Consider the following 21,690-nt stretch of genomic DNA (forward strand, 5'->3'; position numbering starts at 1 on the left):
CCGCCCTGACGGCGGCACAACGGAGTGGCTGTCGCATTGCCACGTCACTCGGCAGCCGTGATTAATAATAGCACCGTCTAAGATAATAACTACTATTATCCTTGGGCTCGTATTCACAACCGAATGCGCGATAACTCGACACCCGTTACGGTACTGTCCGGAACGCTCGGCGCCGGCAAGACGACCGTTCTGAACAACCTCCTGCGGGAAACCGACGACCGTATCGCCGTGCTGGTCAACGACATGGGCGAGGTCAACGTCGACGCCGAGCACGTCGCCGAATCGTCGGACATCGCCGACGAGGACGAGGAGCTGATCGAGCTCTCGGACGGCTGTATCTGCTGTGAGCTCCGCGGGGACCTGCTCGAGGCGATCGACGAGCTCACCCGCGAGCGGGCGTTCGACGCCGTCGTCGTCGAGTCGACCGGGGTCGCCGAACCGCTCCCGGTCGCCCAGACGCTGACGATCGGGTTCGACCAGAGCGACCTCGAGCCCACGGAGTTTTACGAAGAGACCGGGATGGAACCGCTCGAGGACTGCCACCTCGACACTACCGTGACCGTCGTCGACGCCCACCAGTTCGACGAGGCGATGCGCTCGGACGAACTCCTCGACGACGACGGCACCGAGAAACACCTCGGCGACCTGCTCGTCGAGCAGGTCGAGTTCTGCGACGTCCTCCTGCTCAACAAATGTGATCTCGTCGAGGAGGAGACCCTCGAACGGATCGAGTCGACCCTCGAGGTGCTCCAGCCCCGTGCGGAGATCGTTCGCACCGAACACGGTCGCGTCGACCCCGACGCGATCGTCGACACCGACCGGTTCGACTTCGAGGAGGCGAGCCAGTCGGCGGGCTGGATCCGGGAGCTCCAGGAGCCCCACCAGTCCGCCGAGGAGGAACACGGCGTCACCTCCTTCGTCTTCGGTGCCCGCCGGCCGTTCCACCCCGAGCGCTTCGCCGAGTTGCTCGACGAGTTCCCCGACGAGGTCGTCCGCGCGAAGGGCCACTTCTGGCTCGCCGGCCGCGGCGAGGAGGCGCTGACGATCAACGTCGCCGGCCGATCGATCCGCGTCGGCCCCGGCGGGCCCTGGACCGACGCGCTGCCCGAACCCGAGCGCAGCGAGCGCCTCGAGGAGCACCCCGAACTCGAGGACCAGTGGCACGACCGGTGGGGCGATCGCAGCATCCAGCTCGTGGTGATCGGCGCCGAGATGGACCACGAGTCGCTGCGAGCCGCCCTCGAGGACTGCCTGCTCACCGATTCGGAACTCGAGGCGGACTGGTCGAGCTACGAGGATCGGTTCCCGACGTTCGAGGCACCCGAAGACGAGCCGACGGCCGACGCCGAGGACGAGAGCCAGGAAGAGATCGGTATCGCGGACTGAGACACCTACCAGTGACCGAGTACGACACCGACGCCGACCCGTTCGCCGACGCACGCACCGAAGCCGACGGCGACGTCTCGCCGTGTTACCAGGCGTACGTCGAGCGCCGTGACCACCGACCCGACAGCTGCACCGTCTACTGTGCGCTCGACGACGAATCGATCGAAGACACCTGGATCCGCGCGAAGGGGGACGCGTTCGTCTCCCGCGAGGACGTCAGGTGACGGTTCCGAACGACTGTACACCCAACACACCACACGACGATGTCAACCAACTTCCAGACCGCAGTCAGATCGAACGTATCGCACGCAACCAGACGAGAAGCCATCGACCGTCTCGTCGCGGCGGACGAGCGACGGAATCTCGCCCTCCTCGTCGAGATGGGCGGGCTCCGCGGGGAGTTCCGTCGGCGAGCCCTCGAGGGACTCGCCGACTGTAACGCGACCGAACTGCTCGAGGAACTGGCCGAGGATACGACGGTCGATCCGTCGCTGCGGTGTCGGGCGGCGACGCTGTCCTGAACACCGACCGAAACCGCCGTCCGACGGTCGCGGGTTCCTTAGCAGCGGTCCGAGAGATGTTGTTAAATTACATCCGGTTCGATTGCCCATTTACTAGCAACTCTTTTTAAGTAGTGGAGGCTGAGTTAGCAATGCTATGGCATACAGCTGTTCCACCTGCGACGAGTCGTTCCAGTCCGCGGCAGGCGTCACCCAGCACGTCGCGCTACATCACAACACCTGTGCCGTCTGTGACGACGCGTTCGACGACGTGGACGGACTTCGTAACCACGTCCACGAGAACCACTGATCGCGATCGACGAGTTCCGTTCTCGCGTTCGGTTCGAGAGGGACGGTCTTCGACGTATTCGTCCCCGGTTCCGGTAGCATCCCGAACGTAACGAGTCCGACGCTCACTCGGTAGTCCCCTTCCCGAAGCGGGCGCTCTCCTCGACTGAAACGGCTACGCGTTCGTCGGCTGAGCGCAGTGACTGCGCAGCGTCTGCAGCATGTCCTGACAGAGGGGGTCGGGGTAGTATCGAACCGTCTCGCTCCGCGAGTCCCACTCTATCAGCCCCGAATCGGCCAGTTTCGGGAGGTGAACGTGATGCATCCGAGTAGAGAGCGACGACTCTCCCGACGGAGGGTCCACGTGGCTCACGAGCTCGTCGATCGTGGCCGTGTTCGTCGGTTGGTTATCGAGGAACCGAAGGATCTGTCGTCTGTGCCGGTGGCACAGCAACTCGAGCAGTTCGTCACACTTCTCGGTGTGGGATGTGGCGTTCATCGGAACTCGACTCTGATAACAAAAACCGCAGCTCGAACATAAGTGTAACGTATATGAACCTCTAAGAATTGCGAATTTCGTACTTCTTACCGGATTAGCTGCGGTTTTCGGTTACATCGTCCGTCACTCGCTACTCCGATCTTTCTGTTCGAAGTGTCCCCACGGCTGACTGTATTTTTTCGTGATTATCTCGGAGCTGTGAACGGTAAGCCCGCTTTCGTTCAGCTCCTTCGTCAGTCGGATGAGATCGGACGTGGAGGTAGCGATCGTTTCGATGTAGAGGTTGTGCTCGCTGGTGATCATCTCGGTGATATCGACGACGCCGACGACGTCGAGGACGTCTTTGGCAGCACTCGAGCGGGTCGACGGGTCGCTGGTACACACGAAAAGAAGCCGGAGCGGAAAGCCCGCTTTCTCGTAGTCGATCTTGGGTTCGTACCCCTTGAGGACCCCCGTGTTTTCCAGCTTGTCGATTCGGTTGCGGACGGTGCTGGGCGAAACGTCCGCTTCCGTTGCGATTTCGTCGATCGTGACGTTGCGGGCGTCACGCTGAAGCGCGAACAGCACGCCTTCGTCGACGGAGTCGATCTCGACCGCCTCGGTGGTCTCTTCATCGGAACCGGCAGCGACAGGTACGTCTTCGTCGGCCATGGGAGTAGTACGCATTGACGGAAGAAGGACAACTCGGTCAGCCGGTGCCGCGAGACGCGCCGACGCTCAACAGTCGCAGTAGTCGGGTTCGCAACAGTCGAGATCCTCGAGCACCATCCGTTTCTCCCGGTAAGCCTCGAGGGGATCGGTGTCGACCCCGAGTCGCTCGCCGAGCTCCTCGGCGACGACGGCGAAGCGCTGGCGGAACTTGTAGATGAAACAGAACTGCTGGTCGTTGTGTGCGACCTGCGGCCCGGCGAGGAACAGGCCGGGCGTCTCGGTCGATTCGTCCCGGTCGGTGAGATCGGGGAGCTCGCCGTCGAACGCGAACAGGTCGTCGACGACCGCGAGACTTCCCTCGAACCCGGTCGCGAGCACGGGGGGTGCTCGAGAGCGAACCCGATCGCCGTCGGTCGTCGTGACGACGTACCCATCGCCCTCCTCGCGTTCGATCCCGGCGACGCGGGCGTCGGCGACGAGTTCGATCGGCGCGCCGTCCTCGAGGGCGGTCTCGAGTCGCTCGTTCGTTCGCGGGGAGAGCACCTCGCTCGGGTCGGGGCTGCGGAACTGCCAGGTGCCCTCGTCGTCGAGCACCGTCACCGACCGTCCAGCCTCGGCGAGCCCGAGGGCGGCGTCGATCCCGCTCTCCGCACCGCCGACGACCGCGACGTCCGAGACCGTCTCGGCCACGGCGCCCGCGCCGTCGGCGGCGATCCCGTTCGTTCCGGCCGACTCGGTACTCGAGGCTCGCGTCGCGTACTCGGCCCACGAGTCGACGTTCGCGACGTGGACCCCCTGGGTCGCTCCCTCGAGCGCCCCGCTCGAGGGGTACTGGTACTGGCCGGCGGCCCAGACGACGTAGCGGGCGCGGGTCGCTCCCTCGTCGGTCTCGAGGACGAACTCCTCGGTTTCTCCGCCTCGCCGAGGGGCGACCGACTTGACGTCGATCCCCGTCTCGACGGGGAGTTCGTGGAACTCGGCGATCGCCTCGAGGTACTCGGCGTACTGCTTGCCCGTGGGGTGTTCGCAGTCCAGCGCCAGCGCGGGCGAGGTGTCGACCGTGACCGCGTTCAGATCCCGCACACCGAAGGCGTTGGCCGGGAACGACGGCGTCAGCAGTCGCATCTCCTCGGGCCAGCTCCGGAAGGAGGCGCCGATCCGGTCGCGTTCGAGAACGGCGTAATCGACGTCGAGCCGTTCGAGCGCGACCGCGGTTCCGATTCCGGCCGGCCCGGCGCCGACGACCGCGACCTCGAGTGAGTCGTTCATACGAACTGGTGATCGCCGCATGTTAATAACTTTGTTCACTACATTACTAATGAATAGCCTCCAGTAGGGTTCGAATGTTAACATCGGCCCGTGGAGCGGCGATCCGCGGAGCTTTTAGCCGACCGGAAACTGCACCCAGTACTGATGACTCCACGACCGCTCGAGCGGAGGTGGCTGCGATGACGACCGACCTGACCGAGATCACCGTTGTCGGAGACGACGACACTGGACTGGTCGCCCGCGTAACCAGCCTCCTGTTCGAGCGCGGAGCGAACATCGAGGACATAGACCAGGCGGTTCGAGACGGCGTCTTCCGAATGAACCTCGCCGTCGACACCGCGGAGATGGTCTGTACCGAGGCGACGCTACGAAACGACCTTCACGAGCTCGGCGAGGACCTCGGGCTCGACGTTCAGGTCCGGTTCCCCGCCGACCGCGAGACCCAGCAAATCGCGGTGCTCGGCACCAGCGAGAGTCACTGCCTGGAGGCGCTGTTCGAGGCCTGGGCGAACGACGAGCTCGGCGCCGACATCGGAGTCGTCATCGGGAACTACAACGACCTCGAGCCCCTCGCGGAGCAGTACGACGTCCCCTTCCACGACATCGGCACCGAGAGCGGCCAGCAAAACGAGGAGCGGCTGCTCGAGCTCTTGGCGGAGTACGACGCCGACCTGATCGTTCTCGCGCGGTACATGCGTATCCTGAGCCCGAACGTCGTCTTCCGTTACGAGGACCGGATCATCAACGTCCACCCGTCGCTGCTGCCCGCCTTCCCCGGCGCCGAGGCCTACCGCCAGGCCCTCGAGGAGGGCGTCCGGGTCGCGGGCGTCACCGCCCACTACGTCACGACCGATCTCGATCAGGGGCCGATCATCACCCAGCGTGCGTTCGACGTCCCCGACGACGCCGACCTCGCGGAGATCAAGCGACGAGGGCAGCCCCTCGAGGCCGACGCCCTGCTCGAGGCGGTGCGGCTCCACCTGAACGGCGACGTCTCGGTCCACCGCGGTCGAACGAGCGTCCGCGAGAGCGAGCGTGACTACCAGCTGGGTCTGCCCGATGAGGTGGACGAACTCACGCCGGATCGACCGATCGACGGGATCGTCGACGACGTGATACCATCGGGAGGGAAAGACGAGGACGACGCGGAACGAGGGACCGAACCGGAGCCGCCGGCGAACTAACGCGACTCCGATTCGTCCCAGGATTCGCGACAGGCGACGCTACAGAACTCGTAGTAGACGGCCTCTCCGTTCTCGACGACGTTTACGACCTGACGCTCGCCGTTTTCGGTCACCGGATCCGTACAGGACAGACACGTCGGTACGTCCTCGTCGCTCGAACCAGTCATCGGTCCCCAAAATAGGATGCAGCTACTTGAACGATCCTGTTGCGGCGGTATCGGCCGGCCGAGTCGAGGACTCAGACGTTCTCTGGATCGACCGTTACGCCCTCGAACAGCGGATGCAGGTCGTCGTCGAGCTGGGCCTTTAGGTCCTGCAGCTCGTCCTGCGTGAGCGTGGCCGCGATGGCGTCGGTGACGCCGTCGGCGAACTGCTCGGCGTCGCCGTCCTCGACGTCGGTTCCCTGGAGGCGGTCGCCGACGCGGTCGACGAACGCCTCGCGGTCGTAGCCGGTGCCGTCGTGGTCGGCGTCTTCGACGATCGAGGCCAGCTCCGAGGGGAGCTGGGCCGCGACGTCCTCGACCTCGCCGCCCGTCAGGGTCTCGCCCAGCGTCTCGAGGACGGCCTCGCTGGCGATCCGTGCGTGATCGATCGTCTCGAGGTGGCTCGCTTCCTGGACGAGCTTGTAGAACTCGTTTTCCCGCATGGACGGCTATCGAACACTGAGCCGTGTCGGAATTCTGCCCTCAAATGCAAGGGGCTGTCGAGAGTCGACATCGGCGTTCCCGACCGGGCTCTCGAATCCTCGGAAGGCCGCGATCGAGCCGGCTCGAGTCGCCGCATCCGTCCACGGAGCGATCACAACGCACCCGATCGATAGAACTCGGCTGACACCCGTGTTACTGGACGTTTATCATCCCTCGGGTGATACTCACACGCACAATGGCACAGCGAGAGGTCCAACAGGAGCTGTCGGTCGACCAGTACACGCTCGGACTCGTCGGCCCCGACCAGGAGTGGGCGGGAACGGTTGCCGACGGCGGGACGATCGAGACCTACACCCCGCCGGGCTGCTGGGGTCCGATGATCACCCCCGAGTTCCGGGGCGGACACGAGGTCACCCGCCCGATCCGCGTCGAGAACGCCGAGGTCGGCGACGCCGTCGCGCTGACGATTCGGGACGTCGAGGTGACGAGCCTCGCGACGAGTACGGGCTCGATGCGCGAGCGAACGGAGGCGTTCGGCGACGATCCGTTCGTCGACCACCGCTGTCCCGACTGCGGCACCGAGTGGCCCGAATCGATCGTCGAGGGCACCGGCGAGGAGGCGATCCGCTGTGCGGAGTGTGGCGCCAACGCCTCCTCGTTCGGCTTCGAGTACGGCTACACCGTCGTCTTCGACGAGGATCACACGGTGGGGATCACGGTCGACGAGGACGCCGCACACGAGCTCGCCGAGGACGCCACGGAGCTGATGGACATCCCCGAGAACGCCCGCCAGCACCCGATCCTGCTGTACGCGCCCTCGGAGATGCCCGGCACGCTCGGTCGGCTGCGGCCCTTCATCGGCAACGTCGGCACCACGCCGTCCGTGGAGCTGCCGGACTCCCACAACGCGGGCGACTTCGGCCAGTTCCTCCTCGAGACCGACCACGACTGGGGACTCGAGAGCGAAGCGGAGCTCGAGGCCCGCACCGACGGCCACATGGACATCCCCGAGGTCCGGGCGGGCGCGACGCTGATCTGTCCCGTCAAGGTCGACGGCGCGGGCGTCTACGTCGGCGACCTCCACGCCAACCAGGGCGACGGCGAGCTCTCCCTGCACACGACCGACGTCAGCGGCACGGTGCGGATGGACGTCGAGGTGATCAAGGGTCTCGAGATCGACGGGCCGCTACTCCTGCCCAACGAGGAGGATCTGCCGTTCATCAGCAAACCGTACAGCGACGACGAACTCGAGGCCGGACGCGCGCTCGCCGACGAACACGACGTCGACCTGCTCGACGAGATGGGGCCGATCCAGGTCGTCGGGACGGGTGCGACGATCAACGACGCGACGGAGAACGCCTTCGACCGCGCCGGCACCCTGCTCGAGATGAGCGAGGGCGAGGTGCGTTCCCGGTGTACGTTCACCGGTGGCGTCCAGATCGGTCGCCTTCCGGGTGTGGTTCAGCTCGACATGCTCGCGCCGATGGACGTCCTCGAGGACCGGGGGATCGCTCACCTCGTTCGGGAGCAGTACGACGAAGGCGAACGAGACGCCTGACTCCGGCTGACGTCACGCTCGGCTCCGCAGCGGGAGAACGGCCGACTCCGTTCCGTCCGGCGCGCCTCAATCGGCTTCGTTCGGTTCGATGGTCGCGCGTTCGTCGGTCGTACGGTCGTCGCTCGAGTCCGTGCCGAGCCGTGCGCTTCGGTCCTCCGAGACCAGCGGTGCGACGGCCAGTACCAGCATCGCGGACATGAACACCGCGAGCATCGAGAGGGCGACCGTCGTAACGCTGAGCGGGACGATACCCGCGAGGGGAACGCCGAACGCGACGCCCACGAGGATTCCACCGGAAGTGACGAGACTCATCGCTTTCGACCGTCCCTTTCGTATCGGCTCACATGAGTGTTACTTTTTCGTGGTCGAGTTCGTGGAACCGTCGTCCCGCTCTGTCGGGTGAACAAACGAGACGACCGAACGGCATTTACAGCAGCAGCCGGACCCTTTCGTATGGAGATACCCGAGGGGCTGGGGTCACACGTCCTCGATACTCTCGCGCCGAATATCGCGGTTCTGGACGACGAGGGCACGATCCTGGGGACGAACGAATCGTGGAACTCCGTCGCCGAGGAGAACGAGCTCCAGCCACCGGTAGACGGCGTCGGCGTCAACTACATCGAGGTCTGCGAGGAGAGCGACAGTCCGTCCGCCGAGCAGGCGGCCGCGGGAGTTCGGGCCGTCCTCGAGGGCGAACGGGAGACGTTTACCCTCGAGTACCCCTGTCACTCCGCGGACTCCCAGCGCTGGTTCCAGCTGGTCGTCGAACCGACGCGCTACGAGGGCAAGCTGTACGCGACCGTCTCCCACCGGAACATCACCGAGCGCAAGCTGAACGAACAGCGCGTCGAGGAGTCGAACGAACGCCTCCAGCAGTTCGCCTACGCGGTCAGCCACGACCTCCAGGAACCCCTGCGGATGATCACGAGCTACCTCGGACTGATCGAGCGCCGCTACGAGGACGAGCTCGACGAGGACGGCCGGGAGTTCATCGAGTTCGCCGTCGACGGCGCCGAACGGATGCGGGACATGATCGAGGGCCTCCTCGAGTACTCCCGCGTCGAGACCCGCGGGGACCCGTTCGAACCCGTCGACCTCGAGACCGTTCTCGAGGAGGTCAGCACGGACCTGCAGATGGCGATCGACGACGATGGCGGCGAGCTGACGATCGGGTCGCTGCCGACGGTCGAAGGCGACCGAAGCCAGCTCCGGCGACTGTTCCAGAACCTGCTCGAGAACGCGATCACGTACTCGGGCGAGGACCCTCCGCGAATCCACATCGAGGCCGAGGAGAGCGACGGCGAGTGGATCGTCGCGGTCAGCGACGACGGGATCGGGATCGATCCGGAGGACCAGGACCGGATCTTCGACGTCTTCGATCGGCTCCACAGCCGCGAGGAGTACGAGGGGACGGGAATCGGGCTTGCGCTGTGTGAACGGATCGCCGAGCGCCACGGCGGGAGCATCGAGGTCGACTCCGAGCCCGGCGAGGGGTCGACGTTCTTCGTGACGCTGCCTGCCGCCTGATCCGGACCGGCCACGGAGCCGATCGCGGACGGCGTCCTCGCCGCGAAACGGGGCAACTGACCGATTCACCCGGTTCCTCACACAACGTATATTATCGGACGAATCGTACGATGCCGTATGCCAGACGGGGAAAGTGAACGAAGGATGGCCGTCTGTGCCTCCTGTGAATCCGCCTACGCCGCCGAGGTGTGGCCGGACGGAACGATCAAGCCGATCGGAACGAAGGAGGGCTGTCATTGTGGATCTGCGGAGTTTCGAGTCGTCGAGCACTCGTCGGACGTCGTCCCGGAGCCGGAAGAGCCGACCGACGCTGCCGACCTGTAGTCGGACCGGAACCCGAGCGCGGAGTCGATCGTCCTCGAGCGGCGGTGCATCGAGAGCGTAGCTCGGTGACGAACTGGAGGGTTCGAGGCTCGTTCCGGACCGTCTCGAGCGCGCCCGTTCCGAACGGCCCGGCCGACTCCGGACTCGGTGCGTGAAACGAGACGTTATCGGGAGGGGGTACCGTCCGCCCCCTCCAGAACCCCCCACCCCACTGTGTCCAGTGTCTCGTCTCAAGCGTCGAGCCGCCAGAAGCGGCGTTCGCTTCGATACCCCATCGCGTCCAGTGTCCTATCGCGGTCAGATTGGCAACGATCCGTCTCGAATTCGTTTGGGAGGAGGTGCTCCCCCACCCCATTGTGTCCAGTGTCTCAGCGTGAGCGCGCGCCACGGTCGAGGCGTTGCTGGATCGCTTCGGTCACCCCCACTACGTCCACTGTCTCGTCGAGCGCCTCGAGCAACAGATCCGGATTCGTATCGATCGCGTACTCGTAGTACCGTCCGCCGACCTCGCCCTCGTTCCGTTCCGTTCGACTCGCGATACCCAACATCGCGAGCTCGTTCAAGTGGTCCCGCATCCGACGCGGGACGAGCGAGTCCGCCGCAGCCCGATCGCAGACGATCTCGTACCGATCCTGGATGTCACGCGCTCGAGTCGGCGCCTGGCCCTCTTCGTGAAGCATCACAAGCGCGTACAGGACGAGTTGGCCTTGCTGGGTGAGCCCCGCAACACCGTCGGCGATACGGCTCCGCTCGAGCGCCGCTCGGGCGTCGTCGACGTGTCCCTCCGTGATTCGTTCTGCTTCCCGCTCGACCGCGATGTCGCCGGCTTCCATCAAGAGATCGAGACTCTGCCGGGCATCACCGGCGTCTTTCGCGCCGAACGCCGCACACTTCGCGATCACCTCGGTCGGCACGACATCGTCGTAGAACGCAACGTCGGCACGTTGCTGGAGGATATCCCGGAGTTCGTGGGCGTCGTAGGCAGGAAACTGCAGCTCCTTCTCACAGAGGCTCGACTGCACTTTCGAGCTCAGGCTCTCGCGGAACTTGAAATCGTTCGAGATCCCAATGATTCCGACCTTGGACCGCTCGAGGTTCCCGTTCGCCCGGGCTCGAGGGATCTGGTACAGGATCGAATCGTCCTCGATGTGGTCGACCTCATCGAGAACGATGACGATAGTACCGCCGATCGAGTCGAGTTCCTCCCAGAGCCACTCGTTGACCTGCCGTCGAGGGTAACCGGTCGGTTTGAGCTGCTCATTAGGTTCCCGAAGCTCGTTTATCAGCTGAATCGCGACCTGGTAGCTCGTGCTCAGGTCCTCGCAGTTGGTCCGAACCGTCGTCAGATCGACACCGTACTCGGTCGCGTCGGACTTGAGTTCGGAAAGGAGATACCGGGTGCACGCGGTTTTCCCAACACCGGCCTTTCCGTACAGGAAGATGTTCGCAGGCTGGTCGCCGTTAATAACGGGCTGAAGTGCAGAAATATACTGCTGGAGTTCCTGATCGCGGCCAATAATCTCCTCCGGCTGGTAGTCCTCTCGAAGCGCGTCGCGGTGGCGAAAGATATCCATGTCCGGCTGAAACAATCCCATACTGATCGGTACTGGATGCACTCTCGACGACAGATATAAAGCCACCGTGTCGAGTGTGTCCAGTGTGTCTTCTGTCTGCTATACACCTCATCCTACCCACCCCACTGTGTCCAGTGTCTCGGGAACCGAGTGTGGGATGAGGATGTCGACGCTTGTAAACCAAAACTTGTAATTAGTATCTTTCCGGAGTTCCGAACGATAGCAAGAGAAGAGGGAGCGACAGGTCCGTTCGAGGAGAGATCGGGGTAGACAGACTGTCATAGAGATAGTCGACGGTGCAATCGCAGTACGTGTCGCGGTTGTATCCGTACACTGTTCCAGGAACCGCATACGAAGATGACCACACACAAGACGACCGAAGACACTGGACACACTGGGGGGAGGGGGGTCGAACCGTTCGTCTCTAGTGTCGAACCGTCGCCCGTTCATAAAAAATCGACTCGAGAGAGCGCCCGAGTTACAGCCCCTGAACGGAGCCGATCGCACTCGAGAGCGGCGGCGCGTCGAAGACGTCCAGCCCAGTGTAGGTGTTGGTGCCGGCACAGTACATGTTCCGGGCGGTATCGAGCACTCGGTCGTCGAGCGGTTTCGGCTCGACGTCACAGAGGGACTTCCAGTCGGCGATATCCTTCTGTTTGGCCTGCGCTTTCGCGGCCTCGACGGCCTGGACCCACTCGGGCTGGGTTCGCTTGTGGTACTGGCGAAGCACCTCCTTCGAGAGCTGGGTCGCCCCGTAGCTGAAGCGGTTCTCGTCGAACGTGCCGACGACGTCCGCGACCCCGACGTCACCCTTATAGTAGAGACACTCGATCTTGCCGTCCTGGTGGACCAGCTCGGTCTCGGCGGCCTGCTCGGTGATGACCCGGTTGACCTCGAGCGCGAGATCCTCGAGTTCCTCGAGGTCGGCCTTCCCGGCGATCTCGTCGGCCTCCGCGCGGTCGAGCTGGCGGTCGGTCTCCTCGTACTTCGTCGTGAACTCGACGATCGGCTCCGGGAGGTCGACGGGCTCGTCGGGCCAGTCCTCGAACTCGAGGCCGTGGTCGGCTGGCTCGGTGCGCCGGCGCAGGCTCGAGCCGATCGGAACCCGGTTCCGAAAGACGATCTCGAGAGGAATCAGGAAGTTCTCGCCCGCGGCCTCGTGGTAGCTGTCGTAGTCGTACTTCCGGCCCTCGTTGGGCAGCTTCGGCGTCTGGGTGAGGTCGATCGCCATCTGCCAGGGCGGGCGCGAGGCCTCATCGAGCGAGCACACCTCACCGTTCTCGACGACGCCGCGGTAGTGGGTCGGTACGCCCGCCTCCTCGAGCAGCTCGAAGTTGAACGCGCCCATCGTACAGAGGCTCGCGCCCTTGTCGGGAATCTGGTCGGGCATCTTCCCCCAGTCGAACACGGAGTAGTCGTCAGTGAAGACGAACGAGCCCTCCCCGAGGCTGTCTGCGGTGGCCTCCTCTTCGATGTGGAACTCCTTGACGCTCGTCATCCGAGACACCTCTGGGCAGCCGGGCGGCCGCGGTTCATGTGTCAGATGCGGAGGCCGGACGGTAAGAAGGTTTCAGTATCGGCGCGGACGGCTCCCACTGCGACTCGAGAGCGTCCGGTAGTTAATAACGTATACCCGACCGGCGTCCCTCCGAATCGTATGGAACTCAACTACAGACGACGCGGCACCGGCGAGCCGCTGCTTCTCGTTCACGGACTGGGCGGCAGCTGGCGGACGTGGACGCCGGTACTCGACGCGCTGGCCGCCGAGCGAGAGGTGATCGCGGTCGATCTCCCTGGACACGGCGAGACGCCGTCGCTATCGGGTGAGGTCTCCATCGACACCCTCGCGACGGCTGTCACCTCGTTTCTGGAGGCTCGCGACCTCGAGGGGGTCGACGTCGTCGGAAACTCGATGGGCGGACGACTCGTCCTCGAGCTCGCGCGCAGGGGAACGGTCGGTTCGACCGTCGCGCTCGCTCCGGGCGGGTTCTGGGACGGGTGGGAGCGGTACTTCTTCTACGCGACTCTCGCACCGTCGATCCGTCTCGTTCGCCTGCTGCAGCCGATTATGGGCCGTCTCACGGCCAGCTCGGTGGGACGGACCCTGCTGCTGGCGCAGCTCTCGGCGCGACCCTGGGAGCTACCCGCGGACGTCACCCGCGAGGAGATGCGGACCTTCGCCGATTCGCCCGCCTTCGACGAACTGTTGTATCGGTTGGCGTTCGAATCCGGGCAGTCCGGAACGGACTCCGCGCCGGGATCGATCGTGATCGGGTGGGGACGGACGGATCGGGTTACCCTCTCCCGTCAGGCGAAACGAGCGCTGAACCGGTTCCCGAACGCGAAGCTGTACTGGTTCGAGGAGTGCGGGCACTACCCCCACTGGGACGCCCCCGAAGAGACCGCGCGGTTGATCCTCGCCGGTACTGCCGGCGACGACTCCGACGGCTCGTGAGTCGGCCCGGTACGCAAAGGTCGCGAACCCGACCGCTCGCAGCCGCCGAGAGACCGTGGCTCGAGCGAGCTGAGCGACCGATCCACCACCCTTTTCTCGCTGTACTGGTATTGATACGCCGATGGAGCGACCGGTGACCGAGGCAGACCTCGAGTTCGATCACGTTCCCGACACCGACCAGTCCTTCGAGAACGCGCTCGCGAAGGCCCGCGACGGCGACCGCCTGACCGTCGACGACGCGATCGAACTGCTGACGACGGGAACGGACGGCGAGGGGATCGACCGCCGACGCAAGGAGCGCGTGCTCGAGGCTGCCGACCGACGCCGAGCCGAGGACGTCGGCGAGGAGGTCACCTTCGTCGCGAACCTGAACAACAACGTCACCACTGCCTGCAACGTGGGCTGTCTGTTCTGTAACTTCAAGGACGCCGCCCACACCTTCGAGAACGAGTACGAGGCCGAGACGGTCGGCTTTACGAAGACGCCCGCCGACTCCCGCGAGACCGTCGCCGACGCGGTCGAACGGGGAATATACGAGGTGACCTCGGTGTCGGGGCTCCACCCCGCGTTCGCCCTCGACGACGAACACCTCGAGATCCTCCGCGAGCATCCGACTCCGAAGGAAGTCAACTTCAAACCGCCCGAGGTCTACGAGACCGATCCCGGGACCTACGCCGAGCAGCTCGAGGCGATGAGCGTCGACGGCGTCCACGTCCACTCGATGACCCCCGAAGAGGCCTACCACGCCCGCCGGGGGACCGACTGGTCCTACGAGGAGGTCTACCGCAGACTGCAGGAGGCGGGTCTCGATACCGTTCCGGGAACGGCCGCCGAGATCCTCGTCGACGAGGTCCGCGAGGTCATCTGTCCCGGCAAGATCGGGACGGAAGGATGGCTCGAGGCGATGGAGGCCGCCGCCGACGTCGGACTCGGGCTGACGGCGACGATCATGTACGGCCACGTCGAGAACGAGGCCCACCGCGCGATGCACCTGAAACGCGTTCGCGAACTCCAGGAGCGCGTCGACGGCGCGATTACGGAGTTCGTCCCGCTCTCGTTCGTCCACCAGAACACGCCGCTGTTCGAGCACGACGTCGTCTCGAGCGGTCCGAGCGACGACGAGGACGAACTCCTGATCGCCGTCTCCCGACTCTTCCTCGACAACGTCGATCACATCCAGTCCTCGTGGGTCAAGTACGGCGACCAGCAGGGACTGAAGATGCTCTCCTGTGGCGCCGACGACTTCATGGGAACGATCCTCTCCGAGGAGATCACCAAGCGCGCGGGCGGCGAGTACGGCGAGTTCCGCTCCTTCGCGGACTACGTCGATCTCGTCGGCTCGATCGGCCGCGTGCCGGTCGAACGGTCGACCGACTACGAGAAACGGCGCGTGATCGACCCCGATGATCCGCCGTTCGGCCCCGAACTCGGCCCGAAGGCCGACGGGACGCCGCTGCTCGAGCGCGAGGAGCGAACGGTTCCGGCCGACGACTGATTCCGACGCAGCTTTTTGCCGGCGCTGCACGTACCGGCAGCTATGAACCACCTCCTCGAGATCGGCGACCGCAGCTGGCGGTTGCCGAACCACGCCCACCTCGTCGTCTACGAGCGCGAGGAAAGCGAACGCGGCCTGCTCACGATCTACGACTGTGGTGCGACCCAGGGGCCGCCGAAGGCACAGTTATTGGGCACCTTAGAATCCGTCGACGTTGAGGCCGTGATCGAACCGAATCCAACGGGTCGAGTCGTGAGCCTGCGCGAGACCGCGTCGCTCGAAGAGATCGAGTCCGATCGGTACCGGATCGCCTGAAAACGAGAACGGGTCCCGCTACTTCGCGCCGCGGGCGCGTCCGAGCTCGTCGTCGCGTTCGCGCTCGCGTTCGACGACGTCGACCGACGGCGTTTCGGCCGTCGAGCGTGCGACGGCGTAGCCGAGCGCCGCGATGCTGCAGAGCCCGATCACGCCGCCGACGATAGAGACGACGCTCAGGCCGGTGACGAACAGGCTGCCGACGAGGATCGCCGAGCCGACACAGAGGCCGAGGAGCGGCGCGGCGAACCGAATGGTATCATCGTGCATACCGAAGCTACGACTCGAGCGGAGATATACCCCGTCACCGTTTCGCTGGTAGGTCCGCCGAACTGGCTGATCCCTGCCGAAGACGCTGTTGGGCTCGAGGATGAGTCTGACGGCGTCCCTCCGAGCTCACTCGTAGGTCGTCGTGTAGCCGCCGTCCCAGCACAGATCGCCGCCGTTGAGGTGGCGCGCGTGACTCGAAAAGCCGAAGACGAACAGGTTCGCCACTTCGATCGGGGTCATCATCTCCTTCGTTCGGGCCTGTCCGAGCATCACGTCCTCGATCACCTCCTGTTCCGTGATCCCGCGCTCGGCGGCCGTCTCCTCGATCTGATCGACCATCAGCGGCGTCAGCACGTAGCCGACGCTCACCGAAAAGCCACGGAGCGTCCCGTCGCCTTCGGCCGCGATCGCCCGCGTCAGTCCCGTGAGTCCGTGTTTCATCGTGATGTACGCCGGTTTCTTCTGTGTCGCGTAGTGGCCGTGGATCGAGGACATGTTGGCGATCGCGCCGACGCCGTCATCGGTCGCCTCGATGTGGGGGATCACGTGCTTCGAGAGCAAGAACGGCGATCGGAGCATGAGATCGTGCATGAGATCGTAGCGATCCATCGGGAAGTCGACGAGCGACGCGATGTGTTGCATCCCGGCGATGTTCGCGGCGTATCGGACCGTCCCGAGTTCGGCCGCCTCCTCGACGGCGGCCTCGACGGCGGCGTCGTCGGTGAGGTCGCACTCGATCGGAACGACGCGTCCGTCGGCGTCTACCGAGCCGGCGACGTCGACGGTCTCGTCGAGCCCGTCCTCGTCGATGTCGAGGGCGGCGACGGTCAGTTCGTTGCTCGCGAGTGCGACCGCCGTCGCCCGACCGATGCCGGATCCGGCGCCGGTGACGATCGCGACGGTGTCGGTCGTGAATCGGTCGTCGGGAACACGGAGGACGTCGTCTGCCGTCAGTTCCGGGGGAACCAGATCGGTTGCTTCGTCTGACATCAGTGTGAGACGTGCGGGCGAGCGTCATAACGTTCCGGGTCGCCCTCCTCGGCTCCCTGGTCTCGACGGCCGCCGGAATTCGCGTCGAGCCCGCGAGGTCGGTTCAGTCCCCCTGCTCGCGCCGGCCGCCGTGTTCCGCGTAGAACCGATCGACGAGCCACGCCGTCGCCGACTGTTTGTGCCCGTCGGGAACGTAGACGAACGGGATTGGCGCGTCGAACGCCCGCTCGCCGTACAGCCCCCAGTCGCCCGCCGATCGAGTCGTTCCGCCGTAAGCGATCGGGATCTCCTTCAACTCCGCGGGCTCGTACTCCGGGACGTACGAACGCTCGATCCAGATCTCGTGGGCGGGCAGGTCGAACCGCTCGGCGAGTGACTCCTCCAGCCGGTCGTCGTTCGAGACGAGCCACTGGCCGAACGCGTCGAGGTCGGCGTCGATGCGGTCGGCGTAGGCGATGCGGTGCTTCCAGCAGGTTTTCGGAAACTGCCGTCTACGGAATCGCTCATGTAGCGCCGCGAGCGTCGTCTCGGGGTTGTCGCGGGCGGCGACCCGAAGTCGCTCCATCACCGTGTTGTCGTCGACGTACCCCTCGAGGATCCCCTCGAGCGTCACCGGTGGCTCCCCCGTCACAGTTGCCAGTTCCTCGACGAGCTCCCGCAGGAGGACGTTCGCATACACCGACTTGTGGTGCTGAGTGACCCACATGTAGAGTGCGATCCGTCCCTCGAGGTAGTTGCCGAGCGTCGAGAGGGCCTTCTCCGAGAGCGCCAGCCCCTCCTCGGGGTGGGCGGTGTAGGAGTCGACCATTCGGTCGGTGTCGAAGCTCAACACGTCCGCGCCGGTCATCTGGTTGTCCCGCGTGATGTAGTCGAGCCGATCGACGTCGATCGGCGAGTGGAGCAGCTGGGCGCCCAGCCCGTGCTGCCAGGGGCCGCCGCGCTCGTAAACGAGGCTGTACCCGAGCACGTACGCACAGACCTCGAACGGGTCGACTTCCATCGCCTCCAGGTCGTCTCGGAACTCCCGGAGGATGATCAGGCAGCCGAGCAGTTCGTGGTCGTTCGCCGCCCGGAGCGGCGCCTCGTCGACGCTGGCGTCGCGAAACGCCGCCTGCAGTCCGCGGTCGGCGAGGCGCTCGCGGATCTCGGTCGTATCCAGAAACGGCTCGCAGATGTGGGAAAACGGCGGATGGCCGACGTCGTGGAGCAGGCAGGCACACTCGAGGGTTCGCTGGATCTCGTCGAGGGTGGACTCGGGCGTGTCGCGAACGAAGTAGGGCTCCTCGCGCAGGTTCTCGAACACCGTTCGACCGAGATGGTAGACCCCCAGACTGTGCTCGAAGCGTGTGTGGTTCGCGCCCGGGTAGACGAGATTCGTCGCCGACAGCTGGCGGACGTACCGGAGCCGCTGGAACGCCGACCGGTCGACGACGCGCTCGACCAGCGGCTCCGGCAGCTCGATGTAGCCGTGTACCGGGTCCTTGATCTGGGTAACCATCGGTTGTGGGAGAACCCGCCCGCCGCGGGCTTACGCTTTCGGTTCCCGTTCGCTTCGCGCGGGCGGCGTCGGCCGAGGGGTGCTCCTCGAACCCGTCGACCGAGGAGCGATCTACCGAGCGCGCCGGGTTAGCAGCGGTTCACGAGGCCCTCACCCTCGAGAACCGCCCGGTAGCGCCGGCCAGCCGCGTCGTCGGCCTCGAGTGCGTCTCGAATCTCCGGCGAAATCCACTCACGGCCGCGATCGTCGGCTCCGGTGCCGTCGGCCGCAACCCCGTCGAACCCGTCCGTCCGCTGGTCGTTCGGGAGGAACCGCTCGTAGACCGGAAGCCGCTCACGCAGGGGCACGCCGGCTTCGTCGGCGATCTCCTCGAGTTCCCGCAGCGCTGGCCAGGCGTAGTCGGGGTTGATGTGGTCGTCGGTGATCGGCGAGACTCCGCCCAGGTCGTCGACACCGCAGTCGATCAGCTCGCGGACCGGGGCGAGGTTGGGCGGCACCTGGACCGAGATTTCCTCGGGCAGGGCGACGCGAGCCATCGCCGTCACGCGGCGCATCGTCTCGAGGTCCGGGCTTCCGTCGGACCACCGCTCGTTCTCGGCGACGGGCTGGACGATCACCTCCTGGACGTGATCGTAGCGCTCGTGCAGCGACCGGATCGCCAGCAGGCTCTCGGCGCGGTCGCGCCAGTCCTCGCCGATTCCAACGAGGATCCCGGTGGTGAAGGCGACGTCGAGTTTCCCCGCGTTCTCGATCGTTCGCAGGCGCTGCCCCGGCTCCTTCCGGCGGGGACCCGCGTGGGCGCCGACCTCGGCCGTCGTCTCGAGCATCACGCCCATGCTGGCGTTGACGTCCGCCACCGTCTCCATCTGCCCGAAGGTCTGATCGCCGGGGTTCGAGTGCGGGAGCAGCCCCGCCTCGAGGGCGACCTCGCAGGCAGCCCGCAAGTAGTCGTGGATCGAGTCGTACCCCCACTCCTCGAGCTGAGCGTGGATCTCGGTGTAGCGGTCGTCGGGGTCGTCGCCGAACGTAAACAGCGCCTCCGTGCAGCCGGCGTCGGCGCCGCGTTCGCAGATCTCCCGGACTTCCTCGAGCGAGAGCAGTGAGGCCTCGCCGGGCGGGTCGAAGTACGTGCAGTAGGTGCAGGTGTACCGGCAGGCGGTCGTCAGCGGGACGAAGACGTTCCGCGCGAAGTGGAGTTCCGGCGGCGCGGCGACGTCCTCGGGACCGACCGCGAGCAGCCGCTCGACGGCCGCATCGTCGATCTCGAGGGTAACGCCGTACTCGCTCGCGCCGGGAATCATTGTCTCGAACTGTCGTCGCTGGGATCATAAGGGCTTCTCGTTGGACTGCGGACCGCCCCGACGTCGAACAGCCTCAGCTCGAGGTCGCGTTCCCGACCCGGACGACCCCGACCCGTCCGTCGTCGGCCTCGAGTTCGAACCCCCGCTCCCGGAGGGTGGCTGGTGCGCGGTCGGTGCCATGGACGAGCACCTCGACGAGGTCGTCCGGCTCGTCGATGTCGGTCGAGAGCCGGAACGAGTCGACCGTCTCGAGATCGGCGCCGATCTCGGCGGCGATCTCGCGGTGATCGAGGTAGGAGCCGCCGTGGTAGTCCACCCGAAACTCGGGGTGATCCACGACGAGGGCGTTGGTTCCTGCGCCGCGGCCGGGGGCGATGGTGACGTCGCCTCCAGCGGTAAAGAGGCGCTCGAGTGCCGCGGGCGTTGCCAGGGCGAGGTCGGCCATTACGACGGCGACGGGATCGTCCCCTCGAGCGGTCGGCAGTCGGGCGTTGACCGCCGGCGTCAGCGAGCGGTCGTCGATGACTACCGACGCGGGAACCGACGGGTTGAACTCGAGCGGCGCCGTCGAGAGCACCGTCGGCTCGCCGCCAGCGGCGTCGATCGCGGCCAGCACGTCGCGCAGCATCGCCCGCGCGAACGCCGCCCGCTCGTCGACCGAGAGCACCGACTCGAGGCGCGTTTTCGGCTCGTCGGCCGCGAACGGAACGAGGACGCGCATTCGGCTACCGTTGCCGGCACGCGGCCAAAAACGCGTCGGAGCTCAAAAGAGGGGTTCGAGCTCATCGGCCTCATCGGCGACGAGGGTCTCGAGGTTCTGCTCGCGCTCGGCCTCGATGTCGTCGATCCGGTCCTGGGCCTCGATCGCGACCTCCTGGAGGCGCTTGATGCGGGGGACGTCGGTCACGCCCGACAGCAGGACGACGGCGTCGACTTCGGGTTCCTGGCGGGGGTAGTCGCCCCCGCGGACCTCCATCGAGCCGGTCTCGTCCTCGAGCCAGGTCCGACCCCGCTCGATCCCCTTGCGGTTGAGGTACGACGACGGGCCGGCCAGCACCAGCAGCGCGCGCTCGGTGCCGTCGACCTCGCAGGGAAGGGTGAGTCGCCCGAGCGTCGCCTTCCGGACGAGGCTCGTGATCCGGTTGGTCGTCTCGGCCGTGTCGAGTTCGGCGCCCCCGTCACCGCCGGTGAACCGCGAGAGCAGCCCGCCCGACTCGAGTTCGACGTCCTCGCTGGCGAAGCCGATCGTCGAGACGCCGCCGCCCGCGAGGGTGTTGATGATCTCCGAGGAGTCGACGACGCTCTCGGCGACGTCCTCGCCCTCGCGGATCTCGCCGGCACCGAAGAGGATGGCGAACCGGCGAACGATCTCGCCGTTGATCTGGTCGTAGCTCCCCTCGACGGACTCGCCGGTCTGTCGCCAGGAGTCGTTGTCGAAGACGAGCAGGTTGTCCGTCTCGCGGACGAACGTCTGGAACGACCGGGCCGCGTTGAGCGTGTAGATCCCGCCCTCGTCGGCGCCCGGCAACACGCCGAGCCCGTAGACGGGGATCGTGTAGATCCGCTTGAGGTGGTCGGCCAACACCGGCGCGCCGCCGGAGCCGGTTCCCCCGCCCATCCCGGCGACGATCAGGAAGGCGTCGACCTCGTGGGTCGGGATCGAGTCGATGGCGTGTTGGATCTCGTCGACGTTGTTCTCGGCGATCTCGGCGCCGAGTTCGTTGTCGGCGCCCACGCCGTGGCCGTTGACCTCGGCCTGCCCGATGAGCACGCGGTTCTCCTCGGGGATCCGCTCGAGACCCATCAGATCCGCCTTCGCGGAGTTGACGGCGACGGCCGCCCGAACGATCCCGCTACCGGTTCGATCGTCGTGCTCGAGGAAGCGATCGACGATCTTGCCGCCGGCCTGTCCGAATCCGATCATCGCCAGTTTCATGCGTATCAGAGGTCTCCGTTGTC

At 65.6% G+C, this 21,690-nt stretch carries 25 protein-coding genes; 11 read left to right on the forward strand and 14 right to left on the reverse strand.

Annotated features, from left to right (window positions below):
• Positions 1-123 precede the first annotated feature (123 nt).
• From QA609_RS03025 to QA609_RS03040, 4 genes are all read left to right on the forward strand, one after another.
• Positions 124-1,386, forward strand: coding sequence for a GTP-binding protein (locus QA609_RS03025; RefSeq protein WP_278301103.1), 1,263 nt, complete (start codon positions 124-126; stop codon positions 1,384-1,386).
• A gap of 11 nt (positions 1,387-1,397) precedes the next feature.
• Positions 1,398-1,610, forward strand: coding sequence for a hypothetical protein (locus tag QA609_RS03030; protein ID WP_278301104.1), 213 nt, complete (start codon positions 1,398-1,400; stop codon positions 1,608-1,610).
• Positions 1,611-1,649: 39 nt separating this feature from the next.
• A complete protein-coding gene (locus tag QA609_RS03035; protein WP_278301105.1) occupies positions 1,650-1,907 on the forward strand; it encodes a hypothetical protein in 258 nt (85 codons plus the stop codon).
• 136 nt (positions 1,908-2,043) lie between these two features.
• Positions 2,044-2,196: a C2H2-type zinc finger protein gene (locus QA609_RS03040; RefSeq protein ID WP_005554129.1), complete on the forward strand. Its 153-nt coding sequence runs from the start codon at positions 2,044-2,046 to the stop codon at positions 2,194-2,196.
• 153 nt (positions 2,197-2,349) lie between these two features.
• Here the strand turns inward: QA609_RS03040 and QA609_RS03045 are convergent, their stop codons facing one another.
• From QA609_RS03045 to QA609_RS03055, 3 genes are all read right to left on the reverse strand, one after another.
• On the reverse strand, positions 2,350-2,673 hold the full coding sequence (locus QA609_RS03045; RefSeq protein ID WP_278301106.1) for a hypothetical protein: 324 nt from the start codon (positions 2,671-2,673) through the stop codon (positions 2,350-2,352).
• Positions 2,674-2,796: 123 nt separating this feature from the next.
• Positions 2,797-3,324 (reverse strand): winged helix-turn-helix transcriptional regulator, encoded by a 528-nt coding sequence (locus QA609_RS03050; RefSeq protein ID WP_278301107.1) that lies wholly within the window; start codon positions 3,322-3,324, stop codon positions 2,797-2,799.
• Between the two features lie 66 nt (positions 3,325-3,390).
• Entirely contained in the window at positions 3,391-4,593 is a 1,203-nt protein-coding gene (locus QA609_RS03055; RefSeq protein ID WP_278301108.1) for an NAD(P)/FAD-dependent oxidoreductase, read from the reverse strand.
• Positions 4,594-4,772: 179 nt separating this feature from the next.
• Here QA609_RS03055 and QA609_RS03060 point away from each other — a divergent pair, with 179 nt between their 5' ends.
• Positions 4,773-5,777: a formyltetrahydrofolate deformylase gene (locus QA609_RS03060; RefSeq protein WP_278301109.1), complete on the forward strand. Its 1,005-nt coding sequence runs from the start codon at positions 4,773-4,775 to the stop codon at positions 5,775-5,777.
• Here QA609_RS03060 and QA609_RS03065 read toward each other — a convergent pair.
• Both QA609_RS03065 and QA609_RS03070 read right to left on the reverse strand, forming a co-directional pair.
• Entirely contained in the window at positions 5,774-5,944 is a 171-nt protein-coding gene (locus QA609_RS03065; RefSeq protein WP_278301110.1) for a hypothetical protein, read from the reverse strand. The genes QA609_RS03060 and QA609_RS03065 overlap by 4 nt on opposite strands.
• Positions 5,945-6,015: 71 nt before the next feature.
• On the reverse strand, positions 6,016-6,423 hold the full coding sequence (locus QA609_RS03070; RefSeq protein WP_278301111.1) for a DUF2267 domain-containing protein: 408 nt from the start codon (positions 6,421-6,423) through the stop codon (positions 6,016-6,018).
• 236 nt (positions 6,424-6,659) lie between these two features.
• Here QA609_RS03070 and QA609_RS03075 point away from each other — a divergent pair, with 236 nt between their 5' ends.
• Positions 6,660-7,982, forward strand: coding sequence for an acetamidase/formamidase family protein (locus QA609_RS03075; RefSeq protein WP_278301112.1), 1,323 nt, complete (start codon positions 6,660-6,662; stop codon positions 7,980-7,982).
• 66 nt (positions 7,983-8,048) lie between these two features.
• Here the strand turns inward: QA609_RS03075 and QA609_RS03080 are convergent, their stop codons facing one another.
• Positions 8,049-8,294, reverse strand: coding sequence for a hypothetical protein (locus QA609_RS03080; protein ID WP_278301113.1), 246 nt, complete (start codon positions 8,292-8,294; stop codon positions 8,049-8,051).
• 141 nt (positions 8,295-8,435) lie between these two features.
• Here QA609_RS03080 and QA609_RS03085 point away from each other — a divergent pair, with 141 nt between their 5' ends.
• The gene (locus QA609_RS03085) at positions 8,436-9,509 is read left to right on the forward strand and encodes an ATP-binding protein (protein WP_278301114.1); all 1,074 of its coding nucleotides are present in this window, start codon (positions 8,436-8,438) and stop codon (positions 9,507-9,509) included.
• A gap of 117 nt (positions 9,510-9,626) precedes the next feature.
• Positions 9,627-9,833: a hypothetical protein gene (locus QA609_RS03090; protein WP_278301115.1), complete on the forward strand. Its 207-nt coding sequence runs from the start codon at positions 9,627-9,629 to the stop codon at positions 9,831-9,833.
• Positions 9,834-10,201: 368 nt separating this feature from the next.
• Here QA609_RS03090 and QA609_RS03095 read toward each other — a convergent pair whose 3' ends face one another.
• Together QA609_RS03095 and QA609_RS03100 are read right to left on the reverse strand one after the other, a co-directional pair.
• Positions 10,202-11,428, reverse strand: a complete 1,227-nt coding sequence (locus QA609_RS03095) for an orc1/cdc6 family replication initiation protein (RefSeq protein WP_278301116.1) — start codon at positions 11,426-11,428, stop codon at positions 10,202-10,204.
• Between the two features lie 457 nt (positions 11,429-11,885).
• Entirely contained in the window at positions 11,886-12,905 is a 1,020-nt protein-coding gene (locus QA609_RS03100; RefSeq protein WP_278301117.1) for a phosphoribosylaminoimidazolesuccinocarboxamide synthase, read from the reverse strand.
• 159 nt (positions 12,906-13,064) lie between these two features.
• On the opposite strand from QA609_RS03100, the gene QA609_RS03105 reads away from it, so the two are divergent.
• From QA609_RS03105 to QA609_RS03115, 3 genes are all read left to right on the forward strand, one after another.
• Positions 13,065-13,862: an alpha/beta fold hydrolase gene (locus QA609_RS03105; RefSeq protein ID WP_278301118.1), complete on the forward strand. Its 798-nt coding sequence runs from the start codon at positions 13,065-13,067 to the stop codon at positions 13,860-13,862.
• A 121-nt stretch (positions 13,863-13,983) separates the two neighbouring features.
• Positions 13,984-15,357: a 7,8-didemethyl-8-hydroxy-5-deazariboflavin synthase subunit CofH gene (cofH, locus tag QA609_RS03110; RefSeq protein WP_278301119.1), complete on the forward strand. Its 1,374-nt coding sequence runs from the start codon at positions 13,984-13,986 to the stop codon at positions 15,355-15,357.
• Positions 15,358-15,399: 42 nt separating this feature from the next.
• On the forward strand, positions 15,400-15,672 hold the full coding sequence (locus tag QA609_RS03115) for a hypothetical protein (protein WP_278301120.1): 273 nt from the start codon (positions 15,400-15,402) through the stop codon (positions 15,670-15,672).
• An 18-nt stretch (positions 15,673-15,690) separates the two neighbouring features.
• Here QA609_RS03115 and QA609_RS03120 read toward each other — a convergent pair whose 3' ends face one another.
• From QA609_RS03120 to QA609_RS03145, 6 genes are all read right to left on the reverse strand, one after another.
• Complete coding sequence (locus QA609_RS03120) at positions 15,691-15,942, reverse strand: hypothetical protein (protein ID WP_278301121.1); 252 nt, start codon at positions 15,940-15,942, stop codon at positions 15,691-15,693.
• Positions 15,943-16,068: 126 nt separating this feature from the next.
• Positions 16,069-16,932, reverse strand: a complete 864-nt coding sequence (locus tag QA609_RS03125) for an SDR family oxidoreductase (RefSeq protein ID WP_278301122.1) — start codon at positions 16,930-16,932, stop codon at positions 16,069-16,071.
• Between the two features lie 103 nt (positions 16,933-17,035).
• Positions 17,036-18,430, reverse strand: coding sequence for an HD domain-containing protein (locus tag QA609_RS03130; protein WP_278301123.1), 1,395 nt, complete (start codon positions 18,428-18,430; stop codon positions 17,036-17,038).
• 128 nt (positions 18,431-18,558) lie between these two features.
• The gene (gene cofG / locus QA609_RS03135; protein ID WP_278301124.1) at positions 18,559-19,731 is read right to left on the reverse strand and encodes a 7,8-didemethyl-8-hydroxy-5-deazariboflavin synthase subunit CofG; all 1,173 of its coding nucleotides are present in this window, start codon (positions 19,729-19,731) and stop codon (positions 18,559-18,561) included.
• A 73-nt stretch (positions 19,732-19,804) separates the two neighbouring features.
• Positions 19,805-20,452: a 2-phospho-L-lactate guanylyltransferase gene (gene cofC / locus QA609_RS03140; RefSeq protein ID WP_343233782.1), complete on the reverse strand. Its 648-nt coding sequence runs from the start codon at positions 20,450-20,452 to the stop codon at positions 19,805-19,807.
• A 42-nt stretch (positions 20,453-20,494) separates the two neighbouring features.
• Entirely contained in the window at positions 20,495-21,667 is a 1,173-nt protein-coding gene (locus QA609_RS03145) for a tubulin/FtsZ family protein (protein WP_278301125.1), read from the reverse strand.
• Positions 21,668-21,690: the final 23 nt, after the last annotated feature.

It is taken from the genome of Natronococcus sp. A-GB7, from assembly GCF_029688865.1.
GTDB lineage: Archaea > Halobacteriota > Halobacteria > Halobacteriales > Natrialbaceae > Natronococcus.

Excerpts from the sequence above, each read along its gene's own strand:
- QA609_RS03025 (WP_278301103.1), top strand. The coding sequence starts at position 124 with ATGCGCGATAACTCGACACCCGTTACGGTACTGTCCGGAACGCTCGGC.
- QA609_RS03035 (WP_278301105.1), top strand. The coding sequence starts at position 1,650 with ATGTCAACCAACTTCCAGACCGCAGTCAGATCGAACGTATCGCACGCA.
- QA609_RS03040 (WP_005554129.1), top strand. The coding sequence starts at position 2,044 with ATGGCATACAGCTGTTCCACCTGCGACGAGTCGTTCCAGTCCGCGGCA.
- QA609_RS03045 (WP_278301106.1), bottom strand. The coding sequence starts at position 2,673 with ATGAACGCCACATCCCACACCGAGAAGTGTGACGAACTGCTCGAGTTG.
- QA609_RS03050 (WP_278301107.1), bottom strand. The coding sequence starts at position 3,324 with ATGGCCGACGAAGACGTACCTGTCGCTGCCGGTTCCGATGAAGAGACC.
- QA609_RS03055 (WP_278301108.1), bottom strand. The coding sequence starts at position 4,593 with ATGAACGACTCACTCGAGGTCGCGGTCGTCGGCGCCGGGCCGGCCGGA.
- QA609_RS03060 (WP_278301109.1), top strand. The coding sequence starts at position 4,773 with ATGACGACCGACCTGACCGAGATCACCGTTGTCGGAGACGACGACACT.
- QA609_RS03065 (WP_278301110.1), bottom strand. The coding sequence starts at position 5,944 with ATGACTGGTTCGAGCGACGAGGACGTACCGACGTGTCTGTCCTGTACG.
- QA609_RS03070 (WP_278301111.1), bottom strand. The coding sequence starts at position 6,423 with ATGCGGGAAAACGAGTTCTACAAGCTCGTCCAGGAAGCGAGCCACCTC.
- QA609_RS03075 (WP_278301112.1), top strand. The coding sequence starts at position 6,660 with ATGGCACAGCGAGAGGTCCAACAGGAGCTGTCGGTCGACCAGTACACG.
- QA609_RS03080 (WP_278301113.1), bottom strand. The coding sequence starts at position 8,294 with ATGAGTCTCGTCACTTCCGGTGGAATCCTCGTGGGCGTCGCGTTCGGC.
- QA609_RS03085 (WP_278301114.1), top strand. The coding sequence starts at position 8,436 with ATGGAGATACCCGAGGGGCTGGGGTCACACGTCCTCGATACTCTCGCG.
- QA609_RS03090 (WP_278301115.1), top strand. The coding sequence starts at position 9,627 with ATGCCAGACGGGGAAAGTGAACGAAGGATGGCCGTCTGTGCCTCCTGT.
- QA609_RS03095 (WP_278301116.1), bottom strand. The coding sequence starts at position 11,428 with ATGGGATTGTTTCAGCCGGACATGGATATCTTTCGCCACCGCGACGCG.
- QA609_RS03100 (WP_278301117.1), bottom strand. The coding sequence starts at position 12,905 with ATGACGAGCGTCAAGGAGTTCCACATCGAAGAGGAGGCCACCGCAGAC.
- QA609_RS03105 (WP_278301118.1), top strand. The coding sequence starts at position 13,065 with ATGGAACTCAACTACAGACGACGCGGCACCGGCGAGCCGCTGCTTCTC.
- cofH (WP_278301119.1), top strand. The coding sequence starts at position 13,984 with ATGGAGCGACCGGTGACCGAGGCAGACCTCGAGTTCGATCACGTTCCC.
- QA609_RS03115 (WP_278301120.1), top strand. The coding sequence starts at position 15,400 with ATGAACCACCTCCTCGAGATCGGCGACCGCAGCTGGCGGTTGCCGAAC.
- QA609_RS03120 (WP_278301121.1), bottom strand. The coding sequence starts at position 15,942 with ATGCACGATGATACCATTCGGTTCGCCGCGCCGCTCCTCGGCCTCTGT.
- QA609_RS03125 (WP_278301122.1), bottom strand. The coding sequence starts at position 16,932 with ATGTCAGACGAAGCAACCGATCTGGTTCCCCCGGAACTGACGGCAGAC.
- QA609_RS03130 (WP_278301123.1), bottom strand. The coding sequence starts at position 18,430 with ATGGTTACCCAGATCAAGGACCCGGTACACGGCTACATCGAGCTGCCG.
- cofG (WP_278301124.1), bottom strand. The coding sequence starts at position 19,731 with ATGATTCCCGGCGCGAGCGAGTACGGCGTTACCCTCGAGATCGACGAT.
- cofC (WP_343233782.1), bottom strand. The coding sequence starts at position 20,452 with ATGCGCGTCCTCGTTCCGTTCGCGGCCGACGAGCCGAAAACGCGCCTC.
- QA609_RS03145 (WP_278301125.1), bottom strand. The coding sequence starts at position 21,667 with ATGAAACTGGCGATGATCGGATTCGGACAGGCCGGCGGCAAGATCGTC.